This window comes from Sphingomonas sp. SUN019 (assembly GCF_024758705.1).
GTDB lineage: Bacteria > Pseudomonadota > Alphaproteobacteria > Sphingomonadales > Sphingomonadaceae > Sphingomonas.
The window spans coordinates 2,463,056-2,488,813 of the sequence record NZ_CP096971.1 but is presented as its reverse complement, the minus strand read 5'-3'; the positions used below and the strand labels follow the sequence as shown (position 1 = coordinate 2,488,813).

The 25,758-nt window shown below is 67.0% G+C and carries 26 protein-coding genes; 20 read left to right on the top strand and 6 right to left on the bottom strand.

The features are described from left to right. Window positions 1–66: 66 nt before the first annotated feature. Entirely contained in the window at window positions 67–540 is a 474-nt protein-coding gene (locus M0208_RS11895; protein ID WP_258891901.1) for an outer membrane protein assembly factor BamE, read from the bottom strand. A gap of 114 nt (window positions 541–654) precedes the next feature. Here M0208_RS11895 and M0208_RS11890 point away from each other — a divergent pair, with 114 nt between their 5' ends. Next, entirely contained in the window at window positions 655–1,161 is a 507-nt protein-coding gene (locus M0208_RS11890; RefSeq protein ID WP_258891900.1) for a ubiquinol-cytochrome C chaperone family protein, read from the top strand. After that, complete coding sequence (locus M0208_RS11885; RefSeq protein ID WP_258891899.1) at window positions 1,158–1,673, top strand: DUF177 domain-containing protein; 516 nt, start codon at window positions 1,158–1,160, stop codon at window positions 1,671–1,673. Before M0208_RS11890 ends, M0208_RS11885 begins: the two co-directional genes overlap by 4 nt. 160 nt (window positions 1,674–1,833) lie before the next feature. Here M0208_RS11885 and M0208_RS11880 read toward each other — a convergent pair whose 3' ends face one another. The 3 genes from M0208_RS11880 to M0208_RS11870 all read right to left on the bottom strand — a co-directional run bounded on the left by M0208_RS11880 (window position 1,834) and on the right by M0208_RS11870 (window position 6,276). Beyond that, complete coding sequence (locus tag M0208_RS11880) at window positions 1,834–2,373, bottom strand: histidine phosphatase family protein (protein WP_258891898.1); 540 nt, start codon at window positions 2,371–2,373, stop codon at window positions 1,834–1,836. Window positions 2,374–2,399: 26 nt separating this feature from the next. Then, window positions 2,400–5,105 (bottom strand): ATP-dependent DNA helicase, encoded by a 2,706-nt coding sequence (locus M0208_RS11875; RefSeq protein WP_258891897.1) that lies wholly within the window; start codon window positions 5,103–5,105, stop codon window positions 2,400–2,402. Between the two features lie 166 nt (window positions 5,106–5,271). After that, window positions 5,272–6,276, bottom strand: coding sequence for a cupin-like domain-containing protein (locus M0208_RS11870; protein WP_258891896.1), 1,005 nt, complete (start codon window positions 6,274–6,276; stop codon window positions 5,272–5,274). A gap of 136 nt (window positions 6,277–6,412) precedes the next feature. Here M0208_RS11870 and sucC point away from each other — a divergent pair, with 136 nt between their 5' ends. The 13 genes from sucC to M0208_RS11805 all read left to right on the top strand — a co-directional run bounded on the left by sucC (window position 6,413) and on the right by M0208_RS11805 (window position 16,754). Then, complete coding sequence (gene sucC, locus M0208_RS11865) at window positions 6,413–7,612, top strand: ADP-forming succinate--CoA ligase subunit beta (RefSeq protein WP_258891895.1); 1,200 nt, start codon at window positions 6,413–6,415, stop codon at window positions 7,610–7,612. 162 nt (window positions 7,613–7,774) lie between these two features. Then, a complete protein-coding gene (locus tag M0208_RS11860; protein WP_258891894.1) occupies window positions 7,775–8,524 on the top strand; it encodes an electron transfer flavoprotein subunit beta/FixA family protein in 750 nt (249 codons plus the stop codon). Beyond that, on the top strand, window positions 8,521–9,450 hold the full coding sequence (locus M0208_RS11855) for an electron transfer flavoprotein subunit alpha/FixB family protein (RefSeq protein ID WP_258891893.1): 930 nt from the start codon (window positions 8,521–8,523) through the stop codon (window positions 9,448–9,450). The genes M0208_RS11860 and M0208_RS11855 overlap by 4 nt, the downstream gene beginning before the upstream one ends. Window positions 9,451–9,545: 95 nt before the next feature. Beyond that, window positions 9,546–10,220 carry a phytanoyl-CoA dioxygenase family protein gene (locus tag M0208_RS11850; protein ID WP_309547032.1) on the top strand — a complete coding sequence of 225 codons (675 nt, stop codon included), beginning with the start codon at window positions 9,546–9,548 and terminating at the stop codon, window positions 10,218–10,220. Between the two features lie 62 nt (window positions 10,221–10,282). After that, a complete protein-coding gene (locus M0208_RS11845; RefSeq protein WP_258893235.1) occupies window positions 10,283–10,519 on the top strand; it encodes an exodeoxyribonuclease VII small subunit in 237 nt (78 codons plus the stop codon). After that, entirely contained in the window at window positions 10,516–11,424 is a 909-nt protein-coding gene (locus M0208_RS11840; RefSeq protein WP_258891892.1) for a polyprenyl synthetase family protein, read from the top strand. The genes M0208_RS11845 and M0208_RS11840 overlap by 4 nt, the downstream gene beginning before the upstream one ends. A 22-nt stretch (window positions 11,425–11,446) precedes the next feature. Then, entirely contained in the window at window positions 11,447–11,950 is a 504-nt protein-coding gene (gene coaD / locus M0208_RS11835; RefSeq protein WP_258891891.1) for a pantetheine-phosphate adenylyltransferase, read from the top strand. 120 nt (window positions 11,951–12,070) lie between these two features. Then, window positions 12,071–12,757, top strand: coding sequence for a peptidylprolyl isomerase (locus M0208_RS11830; RefSeq protein WP_408988149.1), 687 nt, complete (start codon window positions 12,071–12,073; stop codon window positions 12,755–12,757). Further along, a complete protein-coding gene (gene queA / locus M0208_RS11825) occupies window positions 12,754–13,788 on the top strand; it encodes a tRNA preQ1(34) S-adenosylmethionine ribosyltransferase-isomerase QueA (protein ID WP_258891890.1) in 1,035 nt (344 codons plus the stop codon). Before M0208_RS11830 ends, queA begins: the two co-directional genes overlap by 4 nt. Window positions 13,789–13,790: 2 nt before the next feature. Beyond that, window positions 13,791–14,300 carry an EF-hand domain-containing protein gene (locus M0208_RS11820; RefSeq protein WP_258891889.1) on the top strand — a complete coding sequence of 170 codons (510 nt, stop codon included), beginning with the start codon at window positions 13,791–13,793 and terminating at the stop codon, window positions 14,298–14,300. After that, window positions 14,297–15,430, top strand: a complete 1,134-nt coding sequence (gene tgt / locus M0208_RS11815; RefSeq protein WP_258891888.1) for a tRNA guanosine(34) transglycosylase Tgt — start codon at window positions 14,297–14,299, stop codon at window positions 15,428–15,430. The genes M0208_RS11820 and tgt overlap by 4 nt, the downstream gene beginning before the upstream one ends. A 2-nt stretch (window positions 15,431–15,432) precedes the next feature. Further along, window positions 15,433–15,630, top strand: coding sequence for a hypothetical protein (locus tag M0208_RS11810; RefSeq protein WP_258891887.1), 198 nt, complete (start codon window positions 15,433–15,435; stop codon window positions 15,628–15,630). A 125-nt stretch (window positions 15,631–15,755) separates the two neighbouring features. Next, complete coding sequence (locus M0208_RS11805; protein WP_258891886.1) at window positions 15,756–16,754, top strand: cell wall hydrolase; 999 nt, start codon at window positions 15,756–15,758, stop codon at window positions 16,752–16,754. 58 nt (window positions 16,755–16,812) lie between these two features. On the opposite strand, the gene M0208_RS11800 is transcribed toward M0208_RS11805, so the two are convergent. Both M0208_RS11800 and M0208_RS11795 read right to left on the bottom strand, forming a co-directional pair. Further along, window positions 16,813–17,226, bottom strand: coding sequence for a hypothetical protein (locus M0208_RS11800; RefSeq protein WP_258891885.1), 414 nt, complete (start codon window positions 17,224–17,226; stop codon window positions 16,813–16,815). A gap of 75 nt (window positions 17,227–17,301) precedes the next feature. Next, window positions 17,302–19,560, bottom strand: coding sequence for an NADP-dependent malic enzyme (locus M0208_RS11795; RefSeq protein ID WP_258891884.1), 2,259 nt, complete (start codon window positions 19,558–19,560; stop codon window positions 17,302–17,304). Between the two features lie 95 nt (window positions 19,561–19,655). On the opposite strand from M0208_RS11795, the gene M0208_RS11790 reads away from it, so the two are divergent. The 5 genes from M0208_RS11790 to M0208_RS11760 all read left to right on the top strand — a co-directional run bounded on the left by M0208_RS11790 (window position 19,656) and on the right by M0208_RS11760 (window position 25,748). Beyond that, window positions 19,656–19,844: a hypothetical protein gene (locus M0208_RS11790; protein WP_258891883.1), complete on the top strand. Its 189-nt coding sequence runs from the start codon at window positions 19,656–19,658 to the stop codon at window positions 19,842–19,844. Beyond that, on the top strand, window positions 19,837–20,109 hold the full coding sequence (locus M0208_RS11785; RefSeq protein WP_258891882.1) for a type II toxin-antitoxin system RelE/ParE family toxin: 273 nt from the start codon (window positions 19,837–19,839) through the stop codon (window positions 20,107–20,109). The genes M0208_RS11790 and M0208_RS11785 overlap by 8 nt, the downstream gene beginning before the upstream one ends. Window positions 20,110–20,129: 20 nt before the next feature. Continuing rightward, window positions 20,130–22,706, top strand: a complete 2,577-nt coding sequence (gene mutS, locus M0208_RS11780; RefSeq protein WP_258893233.1) for a DNA mismatch repair protein MutS — start codon at window positions 20,130–20,132, stop codon at window positions 22,704–22,706. A 147-nt stretch (window positions 22,707–22,853) separates the two neighbouring features. Beyond that, window positions 22,854–24,020: a calcium-binding protein gene (locus M0208_RS18495; protein ID WP_309547005.1), complete on the top strand. Its 1,167-nt coding sequence runs from the start codon at window positions 22,854–22,856 to the stop codon at window positions 24,018–24,020. Between the two features lie 99 nt (window positions 24,021–24,119). After that, window positions 24,120–25,748 carry a long-chain-fatty-acid--CoA ligase gene (locus tag M0208_RS11760; RefSeq protein WP_258891881.1) on the top strand — a complete coding sequence of 543 codons (1,629 nt, stop codon included), beginning with the start codon at window positions 24,120–24,122 and terminating at the stop codon, window positions 25,746–25,748. Window positions 25,749–25,758: the final 10 nt, after the last annotated feature.

Below are 25,758 nucleotides of genomic sequence, written 5' to 3'. Positions count from 1 at the left end.
GCTCGTCAGCGTAATGAAAGGTGGGAGTTTTTGTTTGACTCGGCGCGTGAGCGCATCAAGCCAACATCACGGCCGCCCGCCGCCGCCCGTTCCCGGCGCGCCCGCACCCGCCCCCGGCGCGCCGACCGCGCCGATGTTGCCGAACAGATCCTGGAAGAAGCCGCGCTTGCGGCCCAATGTCGGGGTCGCCTTATTCGACGGGTCGATCGACGCGACCTGCTCCGCGCCCGACTTGCGGATCGCGGTGACGTTCCCGGCCGCGTCGAAGCTGATCTGCATCGTCAATTGCTCGCGCACCTTGGGCGAATTGAACGCGTAATTGCGGCTGTCGCGCGACAGATAATACCAGTCGCCCTGATTGAACTGGCTGGCGAAGCTTGGATGGCCGAGCGTCGCAAGCACCGACTGGCGATTGTCGACGCCGGGCTGGATCGAATTCACCAGATCGGCGTCGACGATATAGCCCTGGTGCGATTTCAGCGGCGCACATCCTGCGGCAAAGGTCAGGCCGAGCGTCGCGGCGATCAGAAGGTGGCGCATGGAAACTCCGCAAAAGCTGGACCGGGCCGCATAAGCGTTGCGCCCGCGACCGAACGCCTCAATATGCGCTTGTCGGCTGCGAGACAACATGCGCGCGCCTTGAGGACATTTGTTTTGGGTTTCTTCGACCGTTTCCGCCGCCGCGATCCCGACGTGGCGCTGCCGCTGTACGACGCGATCGTCGCGCACGCGCGCCAGCCGCATTGGTATGTCGAGGGGCAGGTGCCCGACACGCTCGACGGCCGTTTCGACATGATCGCCGCGGTGCTGGCGATGCTGCTGCTGCGGCTGGAGGACGATTCCGACGGCACGATCCTGTCCGTCCAGCTGACCGAGCGGTTCGTCGACGACATGGACGCGCAGGTCCGCCAGATCGGCTTCGGCGACATGGTGGTCGGCAAGCATATCGGGCGGATGGTCTCGATGCTCGGCGGTCGGCTGGGCGCATATCGCGAGGGGCTGGCGAACGACGGCCTGGACGCGGCGCTGATCCGCAACCTCTACCGCGGCGACGCGCCAAACCCGGCGGCGGTCGCGTACGTCGCTACGACCCTCACCGATCTGCGCCGCGGGCTGGATGCGATACCGGTCGCCGCGCTGGCGGAAGGCGCGCTGCCGTGACGCCCGAATTCTCGCGCCCCGAACGGCTCGACACGATCGGCGACGTCGAGCGCACGGTCGAGATTGCGGCTAACGAAGCCGAACGCACTGCGCTCGCCCGCCGCTTCGCGCTGATCGCGATCGATCGCCTGACCGCCACCTTCGCAATCCGCCGCGAGGGTACCGGTGTCCGCGCCACGGGCCATGTCTCGGCTGCCGTGACGCAGGCGTGCTCGGTCACCGGCGATCCGATTGCGTCCACCGTCGACGAACCGGTAACGCTGCGCTTCGCCGAACCCACGCCGGTCGAGGAAGAGGTCGACCTGACCGACGAAGCGCTCGACACGATCGAGATCGAAGGCGGCGCGATCGATCTGGGCGAGGCCGCGGCGGAAACCATGGCGCTCGCGCTCGACCCCTTCCCGCGCAGCCTCGCTGCGGAACAGGCGCTGAAGGCCGCTGGGGTGAAGAGCGAGGAAGAGGCGGGCAGGTTCGGCGCGCTGGCCGGGCTGCGCGACCGGTTGAAGAACTAGAGTCCGTTATCCCCCACCCCCGCTCATCCTGAGGAGCCATTGAGCTTGTCGAAATGGCGTCTCGAAGGACGCGCTAGGAACGTCCTTCGAGACGAGCCTTCGACAAGCTCAGTCCCCCCTTCAGGATGAGCGGGTCAAGGTAGCATCGATGCCTGAAAGTTTAATCCGCGTCCGGCCCTAGCGCAGCGTCCAGATCGCGCGGGCGCGTGAAGCGGGTCAGCTTCGCCGCACCGGACGTCACCCCCGCCCAATCGGCCGCCTCGAAGGTTAGTTCGGCCAGCGTCGCGGTCGGGTATTTCTCCTCCATCGCCGCGCGCAGATCGGCCGCGCCGTCCGCCACCAGCAGCAGCACCAGGTCTTCAAGCCCCGGATTGTGCCCGACGATCAGCAGCCGTTCTGCATCGGCCGCCGTTTCATGCACGACATCCAGCAGCGTCGTGACCGACGCCAGATAGACACGCTTGTCCCATGCCGGTTCGATCGCGGCGCCGTACCCCGTGCCAACCTCGGCCAATGTCTCGACCACGCGCACCGCAGGCGACGCGACGATCACGTCAAACATCAGCCCCTCGGCCTTCAGATGCCGTCCCATCGCCTGCGCCGCACGGCGGCCCTTGGCGTTCAGCGGGCGGTCGAAATCGCGCGGAATCCGGTCGTCCCAGCCCGATTTGGCGTGGCGCAGCAGCGTCAGCGTCTTCACCGGGCAGTTCTCCGTCGGACATGGGATCAGGCGTCGAGGTTCGCTTCATGCCCGAGTCGAACGCGCGTGGAAAGCCGCGCCGCGACTCGCGCCACCGCTTCGTCCAGCGGCACGCGCGCCACCGCCACCCCCGGCGGAAACGCCGTCAGCAACCGCGACGGCATCGCCGCCGACAGCAGAACGAACGCGCCCGAATCGTCGGCGCGTCGGATCAGCCGCCCGAACGCCTGCGCCAGCCGCGCGCGCACGATCCGGTCGTCATAAGCGCTACCGCCCCCCGCCAGGCGTCTTGCGGCGTGAAGCACGGTCGGCTTTGGCCACGGCACGCCCTCCATCACCACCAGCCGGAGCGAGGTGCCCGGCACGTCGACCCCGTCGCGCAACGCATCGGTCCCGAGCAACGAACTGCGCGAATCGTCGCGGAAAATGTCGACCAGCGTCCCTGTATCGATCGGATCGACATGCTGCGCGTGCAGCGGCAGCCCGGTCCGCGCCAGCCGGTCGGCGATCCGCGCGTGCACCCCGCGCAAGCGCCGGATCGCGGTGAACAGACCCAATGTCCCGCCCCCCGCCGCCTCGATCAGCCGCGCATACGCGTTGGCCAGCCCCGGAGTATCGCCGCGCTTCACGTCGGTGACGATCAGCACCTCGGCATTGGCGGCATAATCGAACGGGCTTTCTACCTCGAACCGCGCGGGCGGACGCAGCAGATGCGGCGCGCCGACCCGCGCCTCCGCGGTTTCCCAATCACCCCCTGCGGTCAGCGTCGCAGAGGTGATCAGCGCGCCATGCGCGGGCTTCAGCACGATCTCCGCGAACGGCCGCGTCGGATCGAGCCAGCGGCGGTGCAGCCCGATATCGAACTCGCGCCCCTCGATCCGGTCGACCGCGAGCCAGTCGACGAAATCGCCATCCGCCGGACCACCGACGCGCGCGAGCAGCGCCAGCCAGCCCGCCACCATCTCCGCGCGCCAGCCGAGGGAGGCGATCGCCCCCTCGATCCGCGCGCGCGCCTGCCCGTCCATCCAGTCGGGCGCATCGGACAGCACCGCCTCCAGCCGCTTCCCCAGCGTCACCAGCGGCCGCACCAGCGCGTCAAGCGCCGCGGCAGCAGGCGCGGCGGCCTCGATCAATTCCGGCGTCGGCTCGGCCAGTTCGGTCTCCAGCCCGTACCCCGCATCGCCCGACTGCTCGGCGCGCGCATAGGCCAGCCCGCGCACCGCTGCGAGCAACGTCTCGATCGCGCCGAACGGCTGGCCCTCGCCCAGCCGTTGGAGCCATCCGTCCGACGCCAGCGCCTGCGCCGCGACCACCGCGTCGGCGATCGCGCGACCACCCGCTTCGTCATAACTGGCCACATCGGACAATCGCGCCGCAAGCCCCCGCCGCCGTCCGCGCCCGCCCGCCTCCGGCCCCAATATCCAGCGCCGCAGCTCGATCGTTTCGGCCCCGGTCAGCGCGCTGCCGAACATCGAATCAGCCGCATCGAACAAATGATGCCCCTCGTCGAACACATAGCGCGTCGGCCGCGTCGCGGTTTCACGCCCGCGCGCGGCGTTGACCATCACAAGCGCATGATTGGCGATGACGATGTCCGCCTCCGCGCTGGCCCGCGCGGCGCGTTCGATGAAGCATTTCCGGTAATGCGGGCATCCGGCATAGACGCATTCGCCGCGCCGGTCGGTCAGCGCCGCGGGGCCGTTGCGCTTGAACAAGGTCGTCAGCCATCCCGGCAGGTCGCCGCCGACCATATCGCCGTCCGCGCTATACGCCGCCCAGCGCGCGACCAGCTGCGCCAGCACCGCCGCGCGCCCCGCGAAGCCGCCCTGCAGCGCATCCTCCAGGTTCAGCAGGCACAGGTAATTCTCGCGCCCCTTACGCGTCACGACCTTCGCCTTGCGCACCGCATCGTCCGGATACACCCGCCGCGTCTCGTGGCCCAACTGGCGTTGCAGCGCCTTGGTATAGGTCGACACCCACACCGCCCCGCCCGCCGCCTCGGCCCACAACGATGTCGGCGCCAGATAGCCGAGCGTCTTGCCGATCCCCGTCCCCGCCTCGGCCAGCACCAGGTTGGGCGATTCGCGCGTCATCCGCGGCGCAAACGCCCCCGTCACCGCCTGCGCATAAGCGCGCTGCCCGGTGCGTATCTCCGCCCGGTCGCCAGTAAGACTCGCCAGCCGCGCCTGCGTCGCCTCAGCGTCCAGCGTCACCGTCCGCGGAGCAGGGCGCGGCGCGGTTTCGGACCATTCGGGCAGTTTCGAGAACAGCCAGCGTTCGTTTTCGGACGGCTTGCGCAGCCGATCCGCCAGCACCGGCCCCCACGGCCAGCGCAGCCGGAAAAGGCTCTGCGCCGCGGTCCACGCCCCTTCGCGCTCGAGCCACTCGCCATCTGGAATCGCCAGCAGCCGCGCGGCCGCCGCCAGCAGGAACGCCGCGACATCGGCATCCTCGGCCGGCACGTCCAGCCCGGCGACCGCCGCCAGCCCCTTCGGCGTCGGCACCATGAACTGCGCGGGCCGCAAAAACGCGTACAGCTCCAGCAGGTCGAGTCCCGACAGATCGCCGTAGCCCAGCCGCTGCCCGATCAACGGCGCGTTCAGCAGGATCACCGGCGTGTCCGCGGCGACGCGGATTGCCTCCCCCCGCCCGACCGCTCGCGTTTCGCCGCCCTGCGCAATCCAGATGCCCGAATGGCTAGCATGCAAGGCAGGATAGGGAAGCGGATTCACCGTCCCTCATTAGCGCGTGCGGAACAGGAGTGGAACGGGGAAACTAACCCTCCCCCGTCATTCCCGCGAAAGCGGGAACCATCGCGGGCGCTGCGGATCATAGCGGCCGTACTTGTGGAGGCAGCAGGAGATGGGTTCCCGCATGCGCGGGAATGACAATACGCTATCAGCGTAGTGTCGCCGCCAACCGCGCACGAAACGCCGCGATCGATTCCACATCGCCGCCGATCAGCCCGCGCGCATTCTCGGGTAGGTGCGAGACTGGATCACCACCGCTGCGAAAGACATAATGATCGAAGAACGCCTTCCACGCCGCGCGCTCGTTCGCGGGCAGGCCGCGCATCGTCATCGCGGCGTGCATCAGCGACAGCATCGGCGTCACCTCGTACGCGGGATCGTCGCGCCACCAGAAGTTAACCATTGCGCCAACCGAATCCTGCGACCGCACCGAATGCCACCACAGGCTTGGCATATACAGCGCGTCGCCCGGCCCTAGCTCGGCGACCTCCGCCGCCGCCAACGCCTCGCGAAAGCGCGGAAACCGCTCGAAATCGGGTGCGTCGACGTCGACTATGCTCGACGGCTGCCCCGCCAGCGTGCGATCGACCGGCCCGACATACAGGTTGGCCACCTGATCGGTCGGGAACAATGTAAACCGTCGCCGCCCCGCGACGACGCACGCCAGATTCTGCGGCAGATCCCAATGCGCCGCGGTGACGGTGCGATTGCCGAGCCACAGCGACACCAGCATCTCGCGCGCCGCATCGAGCAACGGCATGGGATTGTCGGCCAGCAACCCCGGCGCATGACGTGCCAGCGGCAATGCGCCCGCATAGATCGACCACGGCTTCGCGGAATCACGTTGCCGAAAGATCAGATCGAGCAACTGGTCGATCGTCGCCAGCTTGCGGTCGTGGTTGTAGCCGCGGAAATCGTCGACGAAATCGAATCGCCCGGCAATCTCGGGCGGTCCGAACCAGCTTTCCGCCGCCGCGTCGGTCGCGTGGCCACGCAGATAAGCGGCCAGCGATTCGGCCGATTCCCGCGCCGCCGCGACGATCGGCCAGTCCGCCACCAGCCCGCGCAGGATCGCCGGACGCCCGGCGGGCACGATCTCACGCTCGAACCGGGCGCGATCGACGCCGCGATGTTCCGCTACGCTTTCAACCATCAACGCACGCTAGTGGGCGGCTGCCAATGCAGCAATCTCGTGCGGGGGTGGATTCGCATCGGACGCTGTGCTTAAGGCCCGTGCAGATCGTCATGACTTTTGTTATCCCGTCGATACGGAAAGGCGCAGCCGCCCCATGAATATCCACGAGTATCAGGCCAAGGAATTGCTCGCCAAATACGGCGTCCCCGTCCCCGCGGGCTTTGCCGCGCTGAGCGTCGACGAGGCAGTCGAAGCGTCGAAAAAGCTCCCCGGACCGCTCTACGTCGTGAAGGCGCAGATCCACGCCGGCGGCCGCGGCAAGGGCAAGTTCAAGGAACTCGGCCCCGATGCGAAGGGCGGCGTCCGCCTCGCCAAGACCGAGGATGAGGTTCGCGCCGCGGCGACCGACATGCTCGGCAATACGCTCGTCACGATCCAGACCGGCGATGCGGGCAAGCAGGTCAACCGCCTGTACGTCACCGACGGCGTCGACATCGCGAAGGAATTCTACCTCGCCTTGCTCGTCAACCGCGCGAGCAGCCGCATCTCGATGGTCGTCTCGACCGAGGGCGGGATGGACATCGAAACCGTCGCGCACGACACGCCCGAAAAAATCCAATCGATCGACATCGACCCCGCAACGGGCTTCATGCCGCACCACGGCCGTGCGGTCTCGGGCGCGCTGGGCCTGTCGGGCGATCTCGCCAAGCAGGCGGCGAATGTCGCGTCGAAGCTGTACGACGCCTTCCTCGGCACCGACGCCGAGCAGATCGAGATCAACCCGCTGGCCGTCACCGACGACGGCAAGTTGCTGGTCCTCGACGCGAAGGTCGGCTTCGACGGCAATGCGATGTTCCGCCACAAGGATCTGATGGAACTGCGCGACGAGAGCGAGGAAGACCCCGCCGAGCTCGAAGCGTCGAAATACGACCTCGCCTACATCAAGCTCGACGGCGACATCGGTTGCATGGTCAACGGCGCGGGTCTCGCGATGGCGACGATGGACATCATCAAGCTGAACGGGATGTTCCCCGCAAACTTCCTCGACGTCGGCGGCGGCGCATCGAAGGAGAAGGTCACCGCGGCGTTCAAGATCATCCTCGCCGACCCGAACGTGAAGGGCATCCTGGTCAACATCTTCGGCGGCATCATGAAATGCGACATCATCGCAGACGGCATCGTCGCCGCGGCGAAGGAAGTGAACCTTTCAGTGCCGTTGGTGGTTCGTCTCGAGGGAACGAACGTGGAGAAGGGCAAGGAAATCCTGTCCAGCTCCGGCCTCGCGATCGTTCCGGCGAACGATCTCGGCGACGCGGCGAAAAAGATCGTCGCCGAGGTGCAGAAAGCGGCTTGATGGCACTCTCGCCCGCTTCGGCTGAGTGCGTCGAGTCGATTTACTCGACGCTGAGCCGCATCGAGCGGACGATGGATGAGTCGAAACGGCAACACACCGAGTTTAGAGTAAAGCTCGTTTCGGCGTTGGAACGGCTTGAAGACGCTAGGAAGAGGTAGAAGGATGAAGGTAATCGTCCCGGTCAAGCGCGTGCTTGATTACAATGTGAAGCCCCGCGTGAAGGCGGATGGATCGGGGGTCGACCTGGCCAACGTCAAGATGAGCATGAACCCGTTCGACGAGATCGCGGTCGAGGAAGCCATCCGCCTGAAAGAAAAGGGCGCGGTGACCGAGATCGTCGCGGTGTCGATCGGCGAACAGAAAAGCCAGGAAACGCTGCGCACCGCGCTGGCGATGGGTGCCGACCGCGCGATCCTCGTCGTGTCGGAGGAAAAGGCCGAACCGCTCGCGGTCGCCAAGATTCTCGCCAAGATCGTCGAGGAGGAACAGCCAAGCCTCGTGATCCTCGGCAAGCAGGCGATCGACGACGACAACAACCAGACCGGCCAGATGCTCGCCGGGCTGCTCGGCTGGGGCCAGGGCACGTTCGCGTCGAAGGTCGAGATTGCTGGCGACATCGCCAAGGTGACGCGCGAGATCGACGGCGGATCGGAGACCGACGACCTGAAACTGCCCGCGATCATCACCACCGATCTGCGCCTCAACGAGCCGCGCTACGCCAGCCTGCCCAACATCATGAAGGCGAAGAACAAGCCGATGGCGAGCAAGACGCCGGCCGATTACGGCGTCGACGTGACGCCGCGGCTGAAGACGCTGAAGGTCGTCGAACCACCCAAGCGCACCGCGGGGGTGAAGGTCGCCGACGTCGACGAACTGGTCGCAAAACTCAAAGCGATGGGAGTCACCAAGTGAAGACGCTCGTTTGGGTCGAACATGACGGCGCCACCGTCAAGGACGCCACGCTCGCGGTGGTCACCGCCGCCGCCAAACTCGGCGAAGTCCATCTGCTGGTCGCAGGTGAAGGCGTCGACGGCGTCGCTGCCGAAGCCGCGAAGATTGCGGGCGTCGGCAAGGTTCACGTCGCGGATGACGCGGCCTATGCGCACGCGCTGGCCGAAAACGTCGCGCCGTTGGTCGTCGAACTGATGGGCAGCCACGACGCGTTCCTCGCACCCGCCACCTCGACCGGCAAATCGATCGCACCGCGCGTCGCCGCGCTGCTCGACGTGATGCAGATCAGCGACATCCTGTCGGTCGAAAGCGAAGACACGTTCACGCGCCCGATCTACGCCGGGAACGCCATCGCCACCGTCCAGTCGTCGGATGCGAAAAAGATCATCACCGTCCGCGGCACCGCGTTCGAGAAGGCCCCAACCGAAGGCGGTTCGGGCACGATTGAGGCGGTCGCGTCGACCGGCGACAAGGGTCTCTCCACTTTCGCTGGCTCCGAAATCGCGAAGCTCGAACGCCCCGAACTGACCAGCGCGAAGATCATCGTTTCGGGCGGCCGCGCGCTGCAGAATGGCGAGAACTTCCATTCGATCATCGAACCGCTCGCCGACAAGCTGGGCGCAGGCGTCGGCGCCTCGCGCGCCGCGGTCGACGCGGGCTTCGTCCCCAACGACTATCAGGTCGGCCAGACCGGCAAGATCGTCGCCCCGCAAGTCTATATCGCGATCGGCATCTCCGGCGCGATCCAGCATCTCGCGGGCATGAAGGATTCGAAGACGATCATCGCGATCAACAAGGACGAAGACGCCCCGATCTTCCAGGTCGCGGACATCGGCCTGGTCGGCGATCTGTTCAAGGTGGTGCCGGAACTGACCGAAAAGTTGTGAGGCACGGAGCGTAGCGCCGTGCCGCTGGCCAAGCGCAGCGAGGCCACACAACCACGGCCGGCCGGCGCGGCTACAGCCGCGACCGACGACACGGGATTTACTCCCGTGTCGGCCCGCGATTTCAAAACCCACGGGGCGGCGCTGCACCACAGCGCCGCCCTTTCGTTTCTACCACAGATCGAAGCTGCGCTCGCCGACACGCCATCCGAGCGCGCCGGAACCCGCCTGCACGGCATCCCCGCACTCGCCGACCTGCTGACCAGCGGCCCGATCCACGCCATCGCCGCGCGCTATGTGAGCGCCGCCGCCCGCCCGTCCGCGCGATCCTGTTCGACAAGACGCCCGCGACGAACTGGGCACTCGGCTGGCATCAGGACCGCACGATCGTCGTGCGCAACCGCCGCGACACGTCCGGCTACGGTCCATGGACCGTGAAGGCCGGACTGCACCACGTCGGACCCCCGTTCGCCATCATCGACGCCATGCTCACCCTCCGCATCCATCTCGACGACGTTCCCGAAAACAACGCGCCGTTGCTCGTCGCCCCCGGTTCGCACCGTCTCGGCAGGCTTCCTGAACACGACATCGTCGCTACGGTCGAACGACTTGGAACATTAGCCTGTCTCGCCACCCGCGGCGACGTGTGGGCTTATGCGACGCCGATCCTCCACGCGTCGGCCGCCTCGACGACCAGCGCCCACCGACGCGTCCTTCAGGTGGATTATTCCGCTTCCACCCTGCCCGACGGCCTTTTGTGGCGCGGTATCTGAAATGGCCGCTCGCTGGCCGCGTATCCTTGACCCCCGCCGCGGCGCTGCCGCATAGCGTGGCGATGGACCAGCCTGCCGATACGCCGACCTTCGAAGCGTCGCTGCGCGAACTCGAAGCGATCGTCGCGAAGCTCGAATCGGGCGACACCCCGCTTGAGGAAGCGATCGCGCTGTACGAACGCGGCAACACCTTACGCGCACAATGCGCCGAGCGGCTCGACGCGGCGCAGGCGCGGATCGAGGCGATCCGGCTCGATGCCGAGGGCCGCGCCACCACGACACCGTTCGCCGCCGGATGAGCGCGGTCGTCGCCGCCTCGCCCGCGCTCCAGGCGGCGCTCGCGGATACCGCGCGCGAGATCGACGCGCGCTTCGACGTGCTGCTTTCGGTGCCTGACGATGCGCGCGCGAACTTGTACCGTGCGATGCGCCATGCGGCGATCGACGGCGGAAAACGGCTACGTCCCCTGCTCGTCTTCGCCACCGCAAAATTGTTCGGCTGCGACTATGATTGCGCGGGCCGGGTCGCGATGGCGCTGGAGGCGATCCACGTCTATTCGCTGATCCACGACGATCTGCCCGCGATGGACGACGACGATCTGCGCCACGGCCGCCCGACGCTGCACAAGGCGTTCGACGAGGCGACCGCGATCCTGGCGGGCGATTGCCTGCACGCGCTGGCGTTCGAAATCCTCGCCGATCCCGCGACGCACGGCGACCCGTTCGTCCGCGCCGAGCTGATCCTAGACTTGGCGCGCGCGACCGGCCCTACCGGGATGGCGGGCGGGCAGATGATGGATCTGGAGGCCGAAACGCGGACCTTCGACCTGGCCACCGTCACGCGCCTTCAGGCGATGAAGACCGGCGCGCTGATCGCCGCCGCGGTCGAGGCGGGCGCGATCCTAGGCAAGGTGCCGCCGGAGGGCCGCACGGGCTTGCGCGGTTATGCCCGAGACCTCGGTCTCGCGTTCCAGATCGTCGACGATTTGCTCGACGTGGAGGGCGACGAGGCGCTGGCGGGCAAGAAACTGCGCAAGGACGGCGAAGCGGGGAAGGAAACGTTCGTGTCGCTGCTGGGCGTCGAACCCGCGCGGCAACGCTGCCGGATGCTGGTCGACCAGGCGATCGAACATCTGCGCCATTATGGCCCCGAAGCCGATCTGCTCCGCGACATCGCCCGCTTCGTGCTGACGCGCGACCACTGACATTGGTCCCCAGAGGAAATACATGACTCGTATCGGCGTCTATCCCGGCACTTTCGATCCCATCACGCTCGGCCATATGGACATCATCCGGCGCGGCGCGAAGCTGGTCGACCGGCTGGTGATCGGGGTGACGACCAACCCGAGCAAGTCGCCGATGTTCTCGCTTCCCGAACGCATGGCGATCGTCGAGCGCGAGGTCGCGGGGGTCGACACCGAAATCCGCGTCGTCAGCTTCGATTCGCTGCTGATGGACTTCGCCGAGCGTGAAGGCGCGAGCATGATCGTCAGGGGCTTACGCGCCGTCGCCGACTTTGAATACGAATATCAGATGGCGGGGATGAACCAGCAGCTGAACGACCGGATCGAAACCGTCTTCCTCATGGCCGATGTCGCGCTGCAACCGATCGCGTCGCGATTGGTGAAGGAAATCGCGATCTTCGGCGGCGAGATCGGGAAGTTCGTCACACCCGCGGTGCGCGATGAAATGGTGGCGAGGGTGGCCGTGCTAGGTCGGCGGGGCACATAGCTCCCTGTTCATTGCCACGAAAGCGGATGACGGCTCTGAAAGGCGCGTTGCCCGTTCACGTTGGCGCAATCGGCATTTTGCTCTAGGAGCACGCGCTTGCAGGACTTGGTCGGGGTAAAAATGCGTTTCTTCGGATTTATCGCCATGCTGGGCGCGCTGTTCGCCGCTCCCGCCATCGCCAAGGAAAAGCAGGCTCCGACGCTCGCCCCCGCCGCGCGCGTGACCCCGCCGCCGACGACCGATCTCGCCAACCTCTGGCTGCTCGACCTGTCGACCGGCGGCCGCGTATCGATCTGGCTGCGGCCCGATGTCGCGCCGCTGATGGTCGAGCGCGTGAAGACGCTCACGCGCCAGAAATTCTATGACGGCCTGCTGTTCCACCGCGTCATCGACGGCTTCATGGCGCAGGGCGGCGATCCCAAGGGCGACGGCACCGGCGGATCGCAGCTTCCCGATCTGAAGGCGGAATTCAACTATCTGCCGCACGTCCGCGGCGCGGTCGCCGCCGCGCGCGCGGAGGGCAACGATACCGCCAACAGCCAGTTCTACATGATCTTCCAGCCGCGCCTCAGCCTCGACAACAAATACACGGTTTTCGGCCGCGTGCTGCAGGGGATGCAATACGTCGACGCGATCGAACGCGGCGAGCCGCCCGCCAACCCGACGCGCATCCTCCACGCCTATATCGCGAGCGACAATCCGCCCGCCTATACCGCCGCACCACCCGCGCCTCCTGTCGGTCTTCAGGCCCCCGCGACGCTGCCTGGCGCAACCTTGCCTGCGAAGAAGCCCGCACCAGCGCAGTGAACGTCGACCTCTTCGATTTCGAGCTTCCGACCGACCGTATTGCGCTCCGCCCCGCATCCCCGCGCGATGCGGCGCGGATGCTGGTGGTGGACGGCCTGGCGATGCGCGATCGCGGCGTCGGCGACCTGGCCGATGAACTGCGTAGCGGCGACCTGCTCGTCTTCAACGACACGCGCGTGATCCCGGCCCGGCTCGAGGGCCGCCGCGGAGACGCGAAGATCGGCGCGACGCTCCACAAGCGCGAAGGCCCGCGCCGCTGGCGTGCGTTCGTCCGCAACGCGCGCCGCATCCGCGAAGGCGACACGATCGATTTCGGCCATGACGTCATCGCCATAGCGAGCGAGCGCGCCGCCGACGGCAGCCTCGCGTTCGACTTCGCCGGGACCGAACCGGTCGAACTCCTGCTCGAACGCGCCGGCCACATGCCCCTGCCTCCCTATATCGCCGCGAAGCGCCCGACCGACGAACGCGACGCCCACGATTACCAGACGATGTTCGCTAATGAACCCGGCGCCGTCGCCGCCCCGACCGCGGCGCTGCACTTCACCCCCGCCCTGTTGGCGAAGCTCGCCGCCCGGGGCATCGATCACGCCACGCTGACGCTCCATGTCGGCGCGGGCACCTTCCTGCCGGTGAAGGCCGACGACACCGCAGATCACGTCATGCACGCCGAATGGGGCCGCATCGACGCCGCCACTTCCGACCGCCTCAACGCAGTGCGCGCAAACGGTGGCCGGGTGATCGCGGTCGGCACCACCTCGCTTCGTCTGATCGAGAGCGCCACCGGTGACGACGATATCGTCCGCCCGTTCGAAGGCGACACCGCGATCTTCATCACACCCGGCTACCGCTTCCGCGGCATCGACGGACTCGTCACCAATTTCCACCTGCCCCGCTCGACGCTGTTCATGCTGGTCAGCGCCTTGATGGACCGCGAGACGATGCTCGCCGCCTATGCGCACGCGATCGAGAACGGCTACCGCTTCTACAGCTACGGCGACGCGTCGCTCCTGTTGCCCGAAAGGCCCTGAGAATGCTGCTGTTCGCATTGCTGCTTCAGGCCGTCGATCCGCCACCCGGCGCGGATGTGGTGGTACGCGCGCCGCTGCCCGCCAGCCCGCAGACCCCCGCGACGATCGTGGTCGAGCCCGCCGCGATGCTGATCGCGACCTGCGACGCCGACGGCGACGGCATGGTCGACCGGATCGAACTGAACGACGGGCTGGAGAAGACCTTCAAGGCCAGCGATACGGCAAAGACCGGCGCGATGCGCTATCTCGCTTACTCCGACTGGGCGCTGCGTTGGCTCGGCGACCGCGCCGCGTTGCCCAGCCCGTATGAGGTCGATCGCAACAACGACGATCAGGTCACACTGGCCGAACTGCAGGACCATTTCTCGCGCCTGTTCGCGCGCTACGACGCCAACAACGACAAGACGATCAGCCGCGCCGAACTACTGACCTTCCGCACCGCCCCGCTCGGCAGCAGCGGCCCGCCCGGCAGCCTGTCGCGCACCCCAAAGGACAAGCCAAAGCAGAAATGACGCGCTTCGCCTTCACGATTCACGCCACCGACGGCCGCGCGCGCACCGGACAGATCGCGATGCAGCGCGGAGTCATCCGCACGCCCGCGTTCATGCCGGTCGGCACCGCCGCGACGGTGAAGGCGATGAAGCCCGCCGACGTGCAGGCGTCGGGCGCGGACATCATCCTTGGCAACACCTATCATCTCATGCTCCGCCCCGGCGCAGAGCGCGTCGCGCGGCTGGGCGGGCTGCACGATTTCATGGGCTGGTCGAAACCGATCCTGACCGATTCGGGCGGCTATCAGGTGATGAGCCTGTCCGATTTGACCAAGCGCAGCGAAGAGGGCGTCGCGTTCAAATCGCACCTCGACGGCTCGCGTCATTTGCTCACCCCCGAACGCTCGATCGAGATCCAGCGCCTGCTCGGCAGCAACATCGTCATGGCGTTCGACGAGCTGGTGCCGACCACCTCGACCCGCGAAGTGCAGGCCGCGGCGATGGAGCGGTCGATGCGCTGGGCGAGACGATCGCGCGACGCTTTCGACGGCGGCGAATACCATGCCGCGAACAACGCGATCTTCGGCATCCAGCAGGGCGCGCTCGACGAAGGCCTGCGCAGAGCATCCGCCGACGCGCTGATCCATATCGGCTTCGACGGTTATGCGGTCGGCGGACTGGCGGTCGGCGAAGGACAGGAGGCGATGTTCGGTTGCCTCGATTTCGCGCCGGGCCAGCTTCCCGCCGACAAGCCGCGCTATCTGATGGGCGTCGGCAAGCCCGACGACATCGTCGGCGCGGTCGAACGCGGGATCGACATGTTCGATTGCGTCATGCCGACCCGCTCGGGCCGCACCGGTCAGGCGTTCACTCAGCGAGGCGCGATCAACATCCGCAACGCGAAGTTCGCCGAGGATACCGGACCGCTCGACCCCGACTGCGCCTGCCCGGTCTGCGCCACCTGGAGCCGCGCCTATGTCCATCACCTCGTCCGCGCGGGCGAGATGCTCGGCGCGATGCTGATGACCGAACACAATATCTGGTTCTACGAGACGCTGATGGCCGATCTGCGCGCCGCGATCGCGGAAACGCGTTTGAAGGGGTTCGCAGATGCGTTCCGCGCGCGCTATCGTGGGGTCGAAGGAGAGTAAGCGTGTCCGACGACAGCCAACCCAACGAGATCCTCGCCGCCGCGGCCGCGGCCAAGGCGCACGAGATCGCCGCCGCGGACCGTGCGGAGAAGAAGGCGCGCGATCGCCGCTGGGACATCGGCAAGATCGGCCTGGGTGTCGGAATCGGTTCGGCCGCGGTCGCCGCCGCGGTACTGTTCGCCAATCGCGACAAGAAATAGAATTACCCGGCCCCCGCTCCGTCCCCGGATGGGACAGGCCTGAAACGGTGACGGAAATCGTCAACTCTTTACGCTAGGCGACAGGCTGGCCGGGATTTCCCTCGGCTCCAGGATTCGCCACGCCCGTGACCGCCGCCGCCCTTCACTCCAGCCAACGCGCCGCTGATCGCGCCCGCAGCGCGCGTGCGTGGCGGCAGGCGGCGGTGATCGCGGCCCCGATCGTTGCCTGCATCAGCGTCGCGGCGCTCGCCGGGCTGTCGCTGATCGCCCCGGAAACCGTGTCAGCCGCGACGGCTGGCAAACCGGGGGGGCGAACCGAAACGCTGGCCGCACGGACGAAAGCATCGCCCGCGATCGGCACCACCGGCACCGCCGAGCTTCCCCCCGAACCGGTGGGCGCTCCCGCGCCGGTCACCTTCGACGTCGGCGTGACCGCCGCGCAACCGTTCGCCGCCCGCATCGCCAGCAGCATCGACCGCGCCCGCGCGCTCGAATGTCTGACCGCGGCGATCTATTACGAGGCCGCATCCGAAAGCGACGACGGCCAGCGCGCGGTCGCGCAGGTCGTGCTCAACCGCGTCCGCCATCCCGCCTTCCCAGCGACGGTCTGCGGCGTGGTCTATCAGGGATCGGAACGTTCCAGCGGATGCCAGTTCAGCTTCGCCTGTGATGACGCGATGACGCGCGTGCCGTCGCGCAACGGCTGGTCGCGCGCGGCGCGCACCGCCGCGCTCGCGCTGTCCGGACAGGTCTTCGCCCCCGTCGGCCTCGCGACGCATTACCATACCTATGCCGTGACCCCGGCGTGGAACCGCACGCTGGTGATGACCGACGCGATCGGCGCGCATTTCTTCCACCGCTGGAAGGGCTATTGGGGAACGTCGTCCGCCTTCCACCAGACCTATCGCGGTGGTGAGCCACTCCCCGGCCCCCACCCGCAAACGACGCCTGCGCCGATACTCGCCCCGGTGGTGCTGGCCGCCACCGCGCCGGCCACGGTAATCCCGATGGTGCAGCCTGCGCACAGCGACGGTGGCGCGCCGCTAAGGCCGACGACCGACGAGGCTGCGCCGGAATCGCAGATTCTCGATCGCTGGAAGGACTCGGGCAAACCGCTCCAATAGCCGAATGACGCGCGTCCCGTTGAGGAACGCGCGCCATTCATTCAGACCGGTAAGCCGATCAACGGCAGCGAACGTCGCGGTCGCCGCTCTTGTCGATCGCCTGGCCGCCAGCCGCACCGGCAACGCCGCCGATCAGTGCACCCAGCAGACCCGAGCCACCAGGCGCGATCGCCGCGCCCAGCGCACCGCCGGCGATACCTCCGACGATCAGGCCGGTCGTTCCGTCGTTGCGGCGGCAGTAATAGCGGCCGTCGTTGCCGCGATACACGCGATCGTTCTGCGCCAGCCGGCGCTCGCGATAATTCGGTCCGTCGCGATAATAACGGTCGGCATAATAACCGCCGTAGGACGGATCGGGCCGGTCATAATCATATTGATTATAGCCGCCGCCGGCATAACGCGGTCCGCCGTCGCCAACGCAACCCGACACCAATACCGCCGCACTCACCGCGGCCAACACCACACTCCGCATCGCGACTTCTCCTCTGCCCTGTTGTTATGAGAGCGGAATGATCGAGCGCGCGATAAGTTGCGTGAGGTTACATTGCTATCGCGCGATGCCCCCGGCGGCGAGCACCGCCAGCGTAACCAGCTCGCTGGCGGTCGAGGTCATCGGCGCGATCTGCACCGCTTTTTCCATCCCGATCAGCATCGGCCCGATCATGTCGTCCCCGCCAAGCTCGCGCAGCAATTTCGCCGAGATGTTGGCCGATTGCAGCCCCGGCATGATCAGCACGTTGGCCGGACCCGAAAGCCGCGCGAACGGATAATTCGCCAACTGCTTCGGATTGAGCGCCACGTCGGGCGCCATCTCGCCCTCATATTCGAACCCGACCTGCCGCGCGTCGAGCGCCGCCACCGCACCACGGATATTCTCCAGCCATTTGCCCTCGGGATTGCCGAAGGTCGAATAGCTCAGGAACGCGACGCGTGGCTCATGCCCCATCCGCCGCGCAACCTGCGCGGTCTGTTCCGCGATGTCGGCCAGTTCCTCTGGGGACGGTCGCTCGTTGACCGTCGTGTCGGCGATGAACACGGTGTGGCTTTGCCCGACCAGGATGTGGATGCCGAACGGCGTGCGGCCGGGTTCAGGATCGATCACGCGCTTCACCTCGCGCATCGTATGCGCCCAGGTGCGCGTGACGCCGGTGATCATCGCATCCGCCTCGCCCAGCTGCAGCATGACGCTGGCGAAGATGTTGCGGTCCTGGTTGATCATCCGCTCGACGTCGCGACGCAGATACCCGCGCCGCTGCAGCCGCGCGTAGAGGAAATCGACCATCCGCGGCACCAATGGCGAGACGCGGCTGTTGTGCACTTCATACTCGGTCGGATCGGCGATCCCCAGCGCCTTCAACCGGTCATGCACGTCGTCGCGACCGACCAGCACCGGTATCCCGTAGCCGCCCTCCTTGAACGCGATCGCCGCGCGCAGCACGACCTCCTCCTCGCCCTCCGCGAACAACACGCGCTTGGGATGCGCGCGCGCGCCTTCATAAGCGAGCGTCAGGACCGACGTGGTCGGGTTCAGCCGCGCGCGAAGCTGTTGGCGATATGCCTCCATATCCAGGATCGGCTTGGTCGCGACGCCCGAATCCATCGCCGCCTTCGCGACCGCGACCGGCACCACCTCCATCAGCCGCGGATCGAACGGCGCGGGAATGATATATTCCGGCCCGAACGTGTGCCGCACGCCGTACGCGATCGCCACTTCCTCCGGCACGCGCTCGCGCGCCAGTTCGGCGATCGCGTGTGCGGCGGCGATCTTCATCGCATCGTTGATGCCGGTCGCGCGCACGTCGAGCGCCCCGCGGAAGATGAACGGGAAGCCCAGCACGTTGTTGACCTGGTTCGGATAGTCCGACCGGCCGGTAGCGATGATCGCATCGGGCCGCGCTTCCTTCGCCAGCTCGGGGCGGATTTCCGGCTCGGGGTTGGCCATCGCGAAGATGATCGGGGCCGGAGCCATGTCCTTCACCATCTCCGGCTGCAACGCGCCCGCCGCGGACAGCCCCAGGAACACGTCCGCCCCGTGCAGCGCTTCGGTCAGCGTGCGGCGATCGGTCTTCGCCGCATGCGCCGACTGCCACTGGTTGACGTCCTCGCGCCCCTGCCAGATCACGCCCTTGCGGTCGCACATGATGACGTTGTCGTGGCGCACGCCCATCGACTTGGCCAACTCAGTGCACGCGATCGCCGCCGCGCCCGCGCCGTTCACGACGATCTTGATGTCGGCCAGCGCACGGCCCGTCAGCAGGCACGCGTTGATGAGGCCCGCGGCGGTGATGATCGCGGTGCCATGCTGGTCGTCATGAAAGACCGGAATGTTCATCCGTTCGCGCAACGTCTGTTCGATGATGAAGCATTCGGGGGCCTTGATGTCCTCCAGGTTGATCCCCCCAAAGGTCGGCTCCATCAGCTCGACCGCGTCGATGAAGCGGTTCACGTCCTCGGTCTTCAGCTCGATATCGATCGAATCGACGTCGGCGAAGCGCTTGAACAGCACCGCCTTGCCCTCCATCACGGGCTTTGCCGCCAGCGCGCCGAGATTGCCCATGCCGAGGATCGCCGTCCCGTTGGAGATCACCGCGACCAGATTGCCCTTGGCGGTATAATCGTACGCGGTCGCGGGATCGTCGTAGATCGCCTTCACCGGCACCGCGACGCCCGGCGAATACGCCAGCGCCAGATCGCGCTGCGTCGCCATCGGCTTCGATGCGACGATCTCGATCTTTCCTGGGCGTCCCTCGGAATGGAACAGCAGCGCCTCGCGCTCGGAAAATTGCACGTTCGTAGGTTCGGACATGCCCGCACCTCGTAGGCGCGCGCGCCGTAGGGGCAAGCCCTTTCGTGCGTCCACGCGTCTAGGCAAGGGGAACGCTGCGGACTATGCTATCGGCGATGAAGCACGAGCCCGGCATCTCCCCGCGCCCGCGACGCGAGCCCGAAACCGGCGACTTCACGCGCGCAAAGGCCAGTTACGCCGCGGGCGACGGCGTGGAGCATATCGTCGTGGGCCAGTGGTTGCTGACATGGGGCAAGCCGGGTCAAAAACCTTTCGCGGAATGGCTCAACGAACAGAATGGCTGAAGTCATCTGGCGCAATCAGGCGCTCGATGATCTTGATCAGGTCATCCGCTATATAAGGCAGTTCGATCCGGGAGCCGCGGACGCGATCGGCGTGCGCTTGTTCGACCTCGGCGAAAGCCTCGCTGATTTTCCACGACGAGGACGTCCGGCGGCAAACGGCCTGCGCGAGATGGTCAATGTACAGCCTTACATCCTGACCTACGACGTCCAGGGAAATGAGGTCTTCATACTGTCGATCCGCCACAGCGCCCGCGACCTGACATGACCACCCCCGCCCCCACGCCGATGATGGCGCAATATCTGGCGCTCAAGGCGGAGTCCGCGGATTGCCTGTTGTTCTACCGCATGGGCGATTTCTTCGAACTGTTCTTCGACGATGCGAAGATCGCCAGCGCGGTGCTCGACATCGCACTGACCGCGCGCGGCGAGCATGAGGGGACGAAGATCCCGATGTGCGGCGTGCCGGTACACGCCGCCACCGTCTATCTCCAGCGGCTGATCAAGGCCGGGCACCGCGTCGCGATCGCCGAGCAGACCGAAAGCCCCGAGGCAGCCCGGAAAGCGCGCGGGTCGAAGGCTTTGGTCAACCGCGCGATCGTCCGCGTCGTCACTGCGGGCACGCTGACCGAGGAAGCCTTGCTCGATGCGCGCGTCGCAAACTGGTGCGTCGCGGTCGGCGAAGCAGGCGGCGAGGTGGCGATCGCCGCCGCCGACGTCTCGACCGGACGGTTCGAGGTGATCCTGACCGACACGCTCGGGCTCGATGCGGAACTCGCGCGGCTCGCCGCGGCGGAAGTGGTCGCGGCGGAGGGCAGCGACGCGCCCGCCACGGTCTCGCGGCCGCGCTCCGACTTCGACAGCGGTCAGGCCGAAGCGAGGCTGAAGCGGCTGTACGGCGTCGCGACGCTCGACGGTTTCGGCCAGTTCAGCCGCGCGGCGCTGTCCGCGGCGGGCGGGCTGGTCGCCTATCTCGACCACACCGCGAAGGGCGCGCTCCCGTTCCTCCGCCCGCCGCATATCTCCAGCGCCGCGGAAACGATGGCGATCGACGCCGCGACACGCGAAAGTCTCGAACTCACCGCCACCGCGAACGGCGCGCGCAAGGGCAGCCTGCTCGACACGATCGACCGCACCGTGACTGGCGCGGGCGCGCGATTGCTCTCCGCCGACATCGGTGCGCCGCTGATGAACCGCACCGCCGTCGACGCGCGGCTCGATCTGGTCACCTTGTTCCACGACGACCCCGCGCTCCGCGACCGCCTCCGCACATCGCTAAGGGCGCTCCCCGACATCGGCCGCGCGCTCGGACGGCTGGCGGCGGGGCGTGGCGGCCCACGCGATCTCGGCCAGCTCCGCGATGGCCTCGACGGGGCATGGATGCTCGGCGAACAGCTCGCCCGGATCGAGACGCCGCCCGCACTGCTCGCCCAAACCGCGCCACGCCTGCGCGGCCACGGCGCATTGATCGACCTGCTCAAGCGCGCACTCGTCCCCACCCCGCCGATCGACGCCGCGGCGGGCGGGTACATCGCCGAAGGCTATGACGCCGCGCTCGACGACCTGCGCGATGCGGGCGCGGGCGGGCGGCGCGCGATCGCCGCGCTGGAGGCGAAATACCGCGCCGGGACCGGCATCGCGGCGCTGAAAATCCGCCACAACGGCGTCCTCGGCTATCATATCGAGGTCGCGGCGAAGAACGCCGACGCGCTGATGCGCCCCGATTCCGGCTTCACCCACCGCCAGACTCTGGCCGGGGTCGTCCGCTTCAACGCGCCCGACCTGCACGAGGTCGCCGCGCGCGTGACGCAGGCGGGCGGCCACGCGCTGGCCGCCGAGGCCGCGCATCTCGAAGACCTGACCGCCGCCGCGCTCGACTCGCGCGAAACCATCGCCGCGACCGCCGACGCGCTCGCCCGGCTCGACGTGGCCTCGGCGCTCGCCGAATGCGCCGCAGAAGGCGGCTGGGCGCGCCCACGCCTGGTCGACGACGCGTGTTTCGAAATCGAAGGCGGACGTCACCCGGTCGTCGAGGCCGCGGCCGCGCGAAGCGGCGAGCGCTTCGTCGCCAACGACTGCCGTCTGTCCGAATCCTCGCGATTGTGGCTCGTCACCGGCCCCAACATGGGCGGCAAATCGACCTTCCTGCGCCAGAACGCGCTGATCGCGGTCGTGGCGCAGGCCGGCAGCTACGTCCCCGCTACGTCAGCCACGCTCGGACTGGTCGACCGCCTTTTCAGCCGCGTCGGCGCATCGGACAATCTCGCGCGCGGGCGATCGACCTTCATGGTCGAGATGGTCGAGACCGCCGCGATCCTCGCCCAGGCCACCCCCGCCAGCTTCGTCATCCTCGACGAGGTCGGGCGCGGCACCTCGACCTATGACGGCCTCGCCATCGCCTGGGCGGTGGTGGAGGCGATCCACGAGGACAATCGCTGCCGCTGCCTGTTCGCGACGCACTACCACGAACTGACCCGCCTTGCGGAACGGTGCGAGGCGCTGACCCTCCACCACGTCCGCGCGCGTGAATGGAAGGGCGAACTGGTCCTGCTCCACGAACTCGCCGACGGCCCCGCCGATCGCAGTTACGGCCTGGCCGTCGCACGGCTCGCCGGAATGCCGCCCGCGACCGTCGCGCGCGCGAAATCGGTGCTGGCGAAGCTGGAGGCGGGTCGGGCGAAGACCGGCGGGCTGGCCGCGGGTCTCGACGATCTGCCGTTGTTCGCCGCCGCGGCCGAGGCGGAAGTCGAACAGATCGACCGCATCCGCGCCGAGATCGAATCACTCGACATCGACGCGCTCACCCCGCGAGACGCGCTGGACACGCTGTATCGGCTGAAAGCGCTCGCCCGGGCGGACGGTTGACCCCGTACTTTAGTGTAGAACCCGCGGAAATCGTGACTTTTTTGGGTGATACGTCGCACCGGCAAAACTGCCCGTCGCAACCGTCTGTGTGCATTGACGCGCCTGTGAAAGAGGCGCGTCATTCATAGCAGAGGGCGGGCAATCAAGATGGCGACGATCAACGGGACGACGGCGAAGGACAATATCCGGGGCACGATCTACGACGACGTTATCAGCGCCTATGGCGGCGACGATACCGTCGATGGCGGCGCGGGCAACGACCGCATCTATGGCGGCGACGGCAACGATTATCTCCTCGGCGGCGACGGCGTCGACCGGCTGTACGGCGAACGCGGCAACGATCGGCTGGACGGCGGCATTGGCGACGATTTCCTGTATGGCGACATCGGCAACGACCTGCTGGTCGGCGGCGAGGGCGTCGACACGCTGGATGGCGGCGCCGGCTATGACCAGATCCTCGGCGATGGCGGGAACGACATCATCTACGGCGGGGCCGATCGCGACTATCTCGACGGCGGCTACGGCGACGACACGATCTACGCGGGCGCGGGCGACGACGGCTTCCTCAATGAAATCAACCCCGGCACCGGCCTTCTGACGACGCAGGCGGTCGGCGGCGGCGCGGGCAACGATCGCATCTATGGCGAGGACGGCAACGACAAGCTGAAGGGTCAGTCGGGCAACGATCTGGTCGACGGCGGCGCGGGCGACGACCGGGTCGACGGCGGCGACGGCGACAACACGCTGCTGGGCGGGCCGGGCAACGACATCCTGTCGTCCGAATATGGTCGTGACACGCTGTACGGCGGCGACGGTCAGGACAATCTCCAGGCCGGTGGCGGCGACGATCTGGCCGATGGCGGCGACGACAATGATTCGATCAACGGCGAGGCCGGGAACGACGTGCTCCGCGGCGGCAACGGCAACGACCTGATGCTCGGCGGCGATGGTCAGGATCAACTGTACGGCGGCGAAGGCTTTGACAAATTGTTCGGGGAAACCGGCGCGGACGATCTGACAGGTAACGGCGGCGCGGACTGGTTCGTGTTCAAGGGCTATGGCGCGCTGGACGGCGGCGACCGCATCTTGGATTTCGAAAACGGCATCGACCGCATCGTGCTCGAGAAACTGGGCGTCACGCGCTACGCCGCGGGCGGTGCGGCGGGCAGCGTGTTCGCCACTGATCTGGCCGACGGCAACGTCCAGCTCGACGTGGTCACCTCTGCAGGGGCGCATTTCGGGATCACTTTGGTCGATGCGAACGGTACGTTGAACGCGGCCGGCATCGCGGCGAACGACTTCCTGTTCGCCTGACGCGCGCATATCGAAAGGTTTCGCGCGCACGAAAGCGATTGCGTCCGGCCCGGCATCTTCGGCACAGTCACTCCTGACGAACAATGGAGAGACGCCGCGATGCTGGGCCTGATGCAGGATACCGAACTGACGGTCGACCGGATCCTGACGCACGCCGCGACGTGGCACGCAGACCGCGAGATCGTCACGCGCGAAGCGTCGGGAGAGATCACGCGCTCCAGCTTCGGCGCGGTCCACGCGCTCGCCAAACGCGTCTCCGCCGCCCTGCTGCGCGACGGCGTGCAGCAGGGCGACCGGATCGCAACGATGGGCTGGAACAGCGCGCGTCACCTCGCCGCCTGGTACGGCGTAACGAATATCGGCGCAGTGCTCCACACGCTCAACCCGCGGCTGTTCCTCGAACAGATCGCCTATATCGCCAACCACGCCGGCGACCGCCTGTTGTTCGCCGATCCGATGTGCGCCGCCACCGTCGCGCAGTTGCTACCGCACGCACCGGGAATCGAGAAAGTTGTCTTCCTGTGCGACGCCGCGACGCTGCCGAAGACCGACTATTCTGCGATCGCGTTCGACGATTGGATCGCAGACACCGGCGATGACGCCGCGTGGGGCGGGTTCGACGAACGCTCCGCCTGCGGTCTCTGCTATACCTCGGGCACCACCGGCAATCCGAAGGGCGTGCTGTATTCGCACCGTTCGAACTGGCTGCACGCGAACATGACGCTGCAGGCCGATGCGCTGGCGTTGTCGGCGCGCGACAACGTGCTGATGGTCGTGCCGATGTACCACGCGAACAGCTGGGGCATCGTCTATTCAGCCCCGATGGTCGGCGCGAAGCTGGTGCTGCCGGGGCCGAAGATGGACGGCGGATCGATCTATCGCCTGATCGAGGACGAAGGCGTCACCTATTCCGCCGCGGTGCCGACCGTGTGGCAGGGGCTGCTCCAGTACATCAAGTCGATCGGCGGCAAATTCTCCACGCTGCAGCGCGTGACGATCGGCGGATCGGCGGTGCCCGAATCTTTGGTCCGCACCTTCCGCGACGATTTCGGCGTCGACGTCGTGCAGGGCTGGGGCATGACCGAAACCTCGCCGCTCGCGACCATGTCCAGCCCCTCGGCCGAGGTCGCGGCGATGGATGCCGACGCGCAGGTGGCCTACAAGGTGAAACAGGGCCGCCTGATCTGCGGTCTCGAGTTCAAACTGATCGACGATGCGGGACAGCGGCTGCCGTTCGACGGCCGGACGCCGGGCCGGTTGATGATCAAGGGACCAACGATCGCATCGGCCTATTACGGCGGCGAAGGCGGCGACATCCTCGACGAAGAAGGCTATTTCGACACCGGCGACGTATCCACGATCGACGCGCGCGGCTATATGCAGATCACCGACCGCGCGAAGGACATCGTGAAGTCGGGCGGCGAATGGATTTCGTCGATCGAAATCGAGAATATCGCGGTCGCCCACCCCGCGGTTGCGATCGCCGCGGTCATCGGCATCGCGCACCCCAAATGGGATGAACGCCCGATCCTGCTGTGCCAGCTGACGCCGGGCGAAACCGCAGAGGGCAAGGAGGTGCTTGCATATCTCGACGGCAAGATCGCGAAATGGTGGATGCCCGACGACGTCCTGTTCGTCGACGAAATCCCGCTCGGCGCGACCGGCAAGATCGACAAGAAACTGATCCGCACCCGGCTGGAGGGATACTCGCTGCCGTTCGTGAGCTAACGGCCGTTTG

What these genes read in the sequence shown, in the direction of transcription:
- M0208_RS11830 (WP_408988149.1), top strand. Translation starts at nt 12,071, where the DNA reads ATGCGTTTCTTCGGATTTATCGCCATGCTGGGCGCGCTGTTCGCCGCT.
- mutS (WP_258893233.1), top strand. Translation starts at nt 20,130, where the DNA reads ATGATGGCGCAATATCTGGCGCTCAAGGCGGAGTCCGCGGATTGCCTG.
- M0208_RS11790 (WP_258891883.1), top strand. Translation starts at nt 19,656, where the DNA reads ATGAAGCACGAGCCCGGCATCTCCCCGCGCCCGCGACGCGAGCCCGAA.
- M0208_RS18495 (WP_309547005.1), top strand. Translation starts at nt 22,854, where the DNA reads ATGGCGACGATCAACGGGACGACGGCGAAGGACAATATCCGGGGCACG.
- M0208_RS11840 (WP_258891892.1), top strand. Translation starts at nt 10,516, where the DNA reads ATGAGCGCGGTCGTCGCCGCCTCGCCCGCGCTCCAGGCGGCGCTCGCG.
- M0208_RS11795 (WP_258891884.1), bottom strand. Translation starts at nt 19,560, where the DNA reads ATGTCCGAACCTACGAACGTGCAATTTTCCGAGCGCGAGGCGCTGCTG.
- M0208_RS11785 (WP_258891882.1), top strand. Translation starts at nt 19,837, where the DNA reads ATGGCTGAAGTCATCTGGCGCAATCAGGCGCTCGATGATCTTGATCAG.
- sucC (WP_258891895.1), top strand. Translation starts at nt 6,413, where the DNA reads ATGAATATCCACGAGTATCAGGCCAAGGAATTGCTCGCCAAATACGGC.
- M0208_RS11860 (WP_258891894.1), top strand. Translation starts at nt 7,775, where the DNA reads ATGAAGGTAATCGTCCCGGTCAAGCGCGTGCTTGATTACAATGTGAAG.
- M0208_RS11820 (WP_258891889.1), top strand. Translation starts at nt 13,791, where the DNA reads ATGCTGCTGTTCGCATTGCTGCTTCAGGCCGTCGATCCGCCACCCGGC.
- M0208_RS11800 (WP_258891885.1), bottom strand. Translation starts at nt 17,226, where the DNA reads ATGCGGAGTGTGGTGTTGGCCGCGGTGAGTGCGGCGGTATTGGTGTCG.
- M0208_RS11895 (WP_258891901.1), bottom strand. Translation starts at nt 540, where the DNA reads ATGCGCCACCTTCTGATCGCCGCGACGCTCGGCCTGACCTTTGCCGCA.
- M0208_RS11760 (WP_258891881.1), top strand. Translation starts at nt 24,120, where the DNA reads ATGCTGGGCCTGATGCAGGATACCGAACTGACGGTCGACCGGATCCTG.
- M0208_RS11845 (WP_258893235.1), top strand. Translation starts at nt 10,283, where the DNA reads ATGGACCAGCCTGCCGATACGCCGACCTTCGAAGCGTCGCTGCGCGAA.
- tgt (WP_258891888.1), top strand. Translation starts at nt 14,297, where the DNA reads ATGACGCGCTTCGCCTTCACGATTCACGCCACCGACGGCCGCGCGCGC.
- M0208_RS11870 (WP_258891896.1), bottom strand. Translation starts at nt 6,276, where the DNA reads ATGGTTGAAAGCGTAGCGGAACATCGCGGCGTCGATCGCGCCCGGTTC.
- coaD (WP_258891891.1), top strand. Translation starts at nt 11,447, where the DNA reads ATGACTCGTATCGGCGTCTATCCCGGCACTTTCGATCCCATCACGCTC.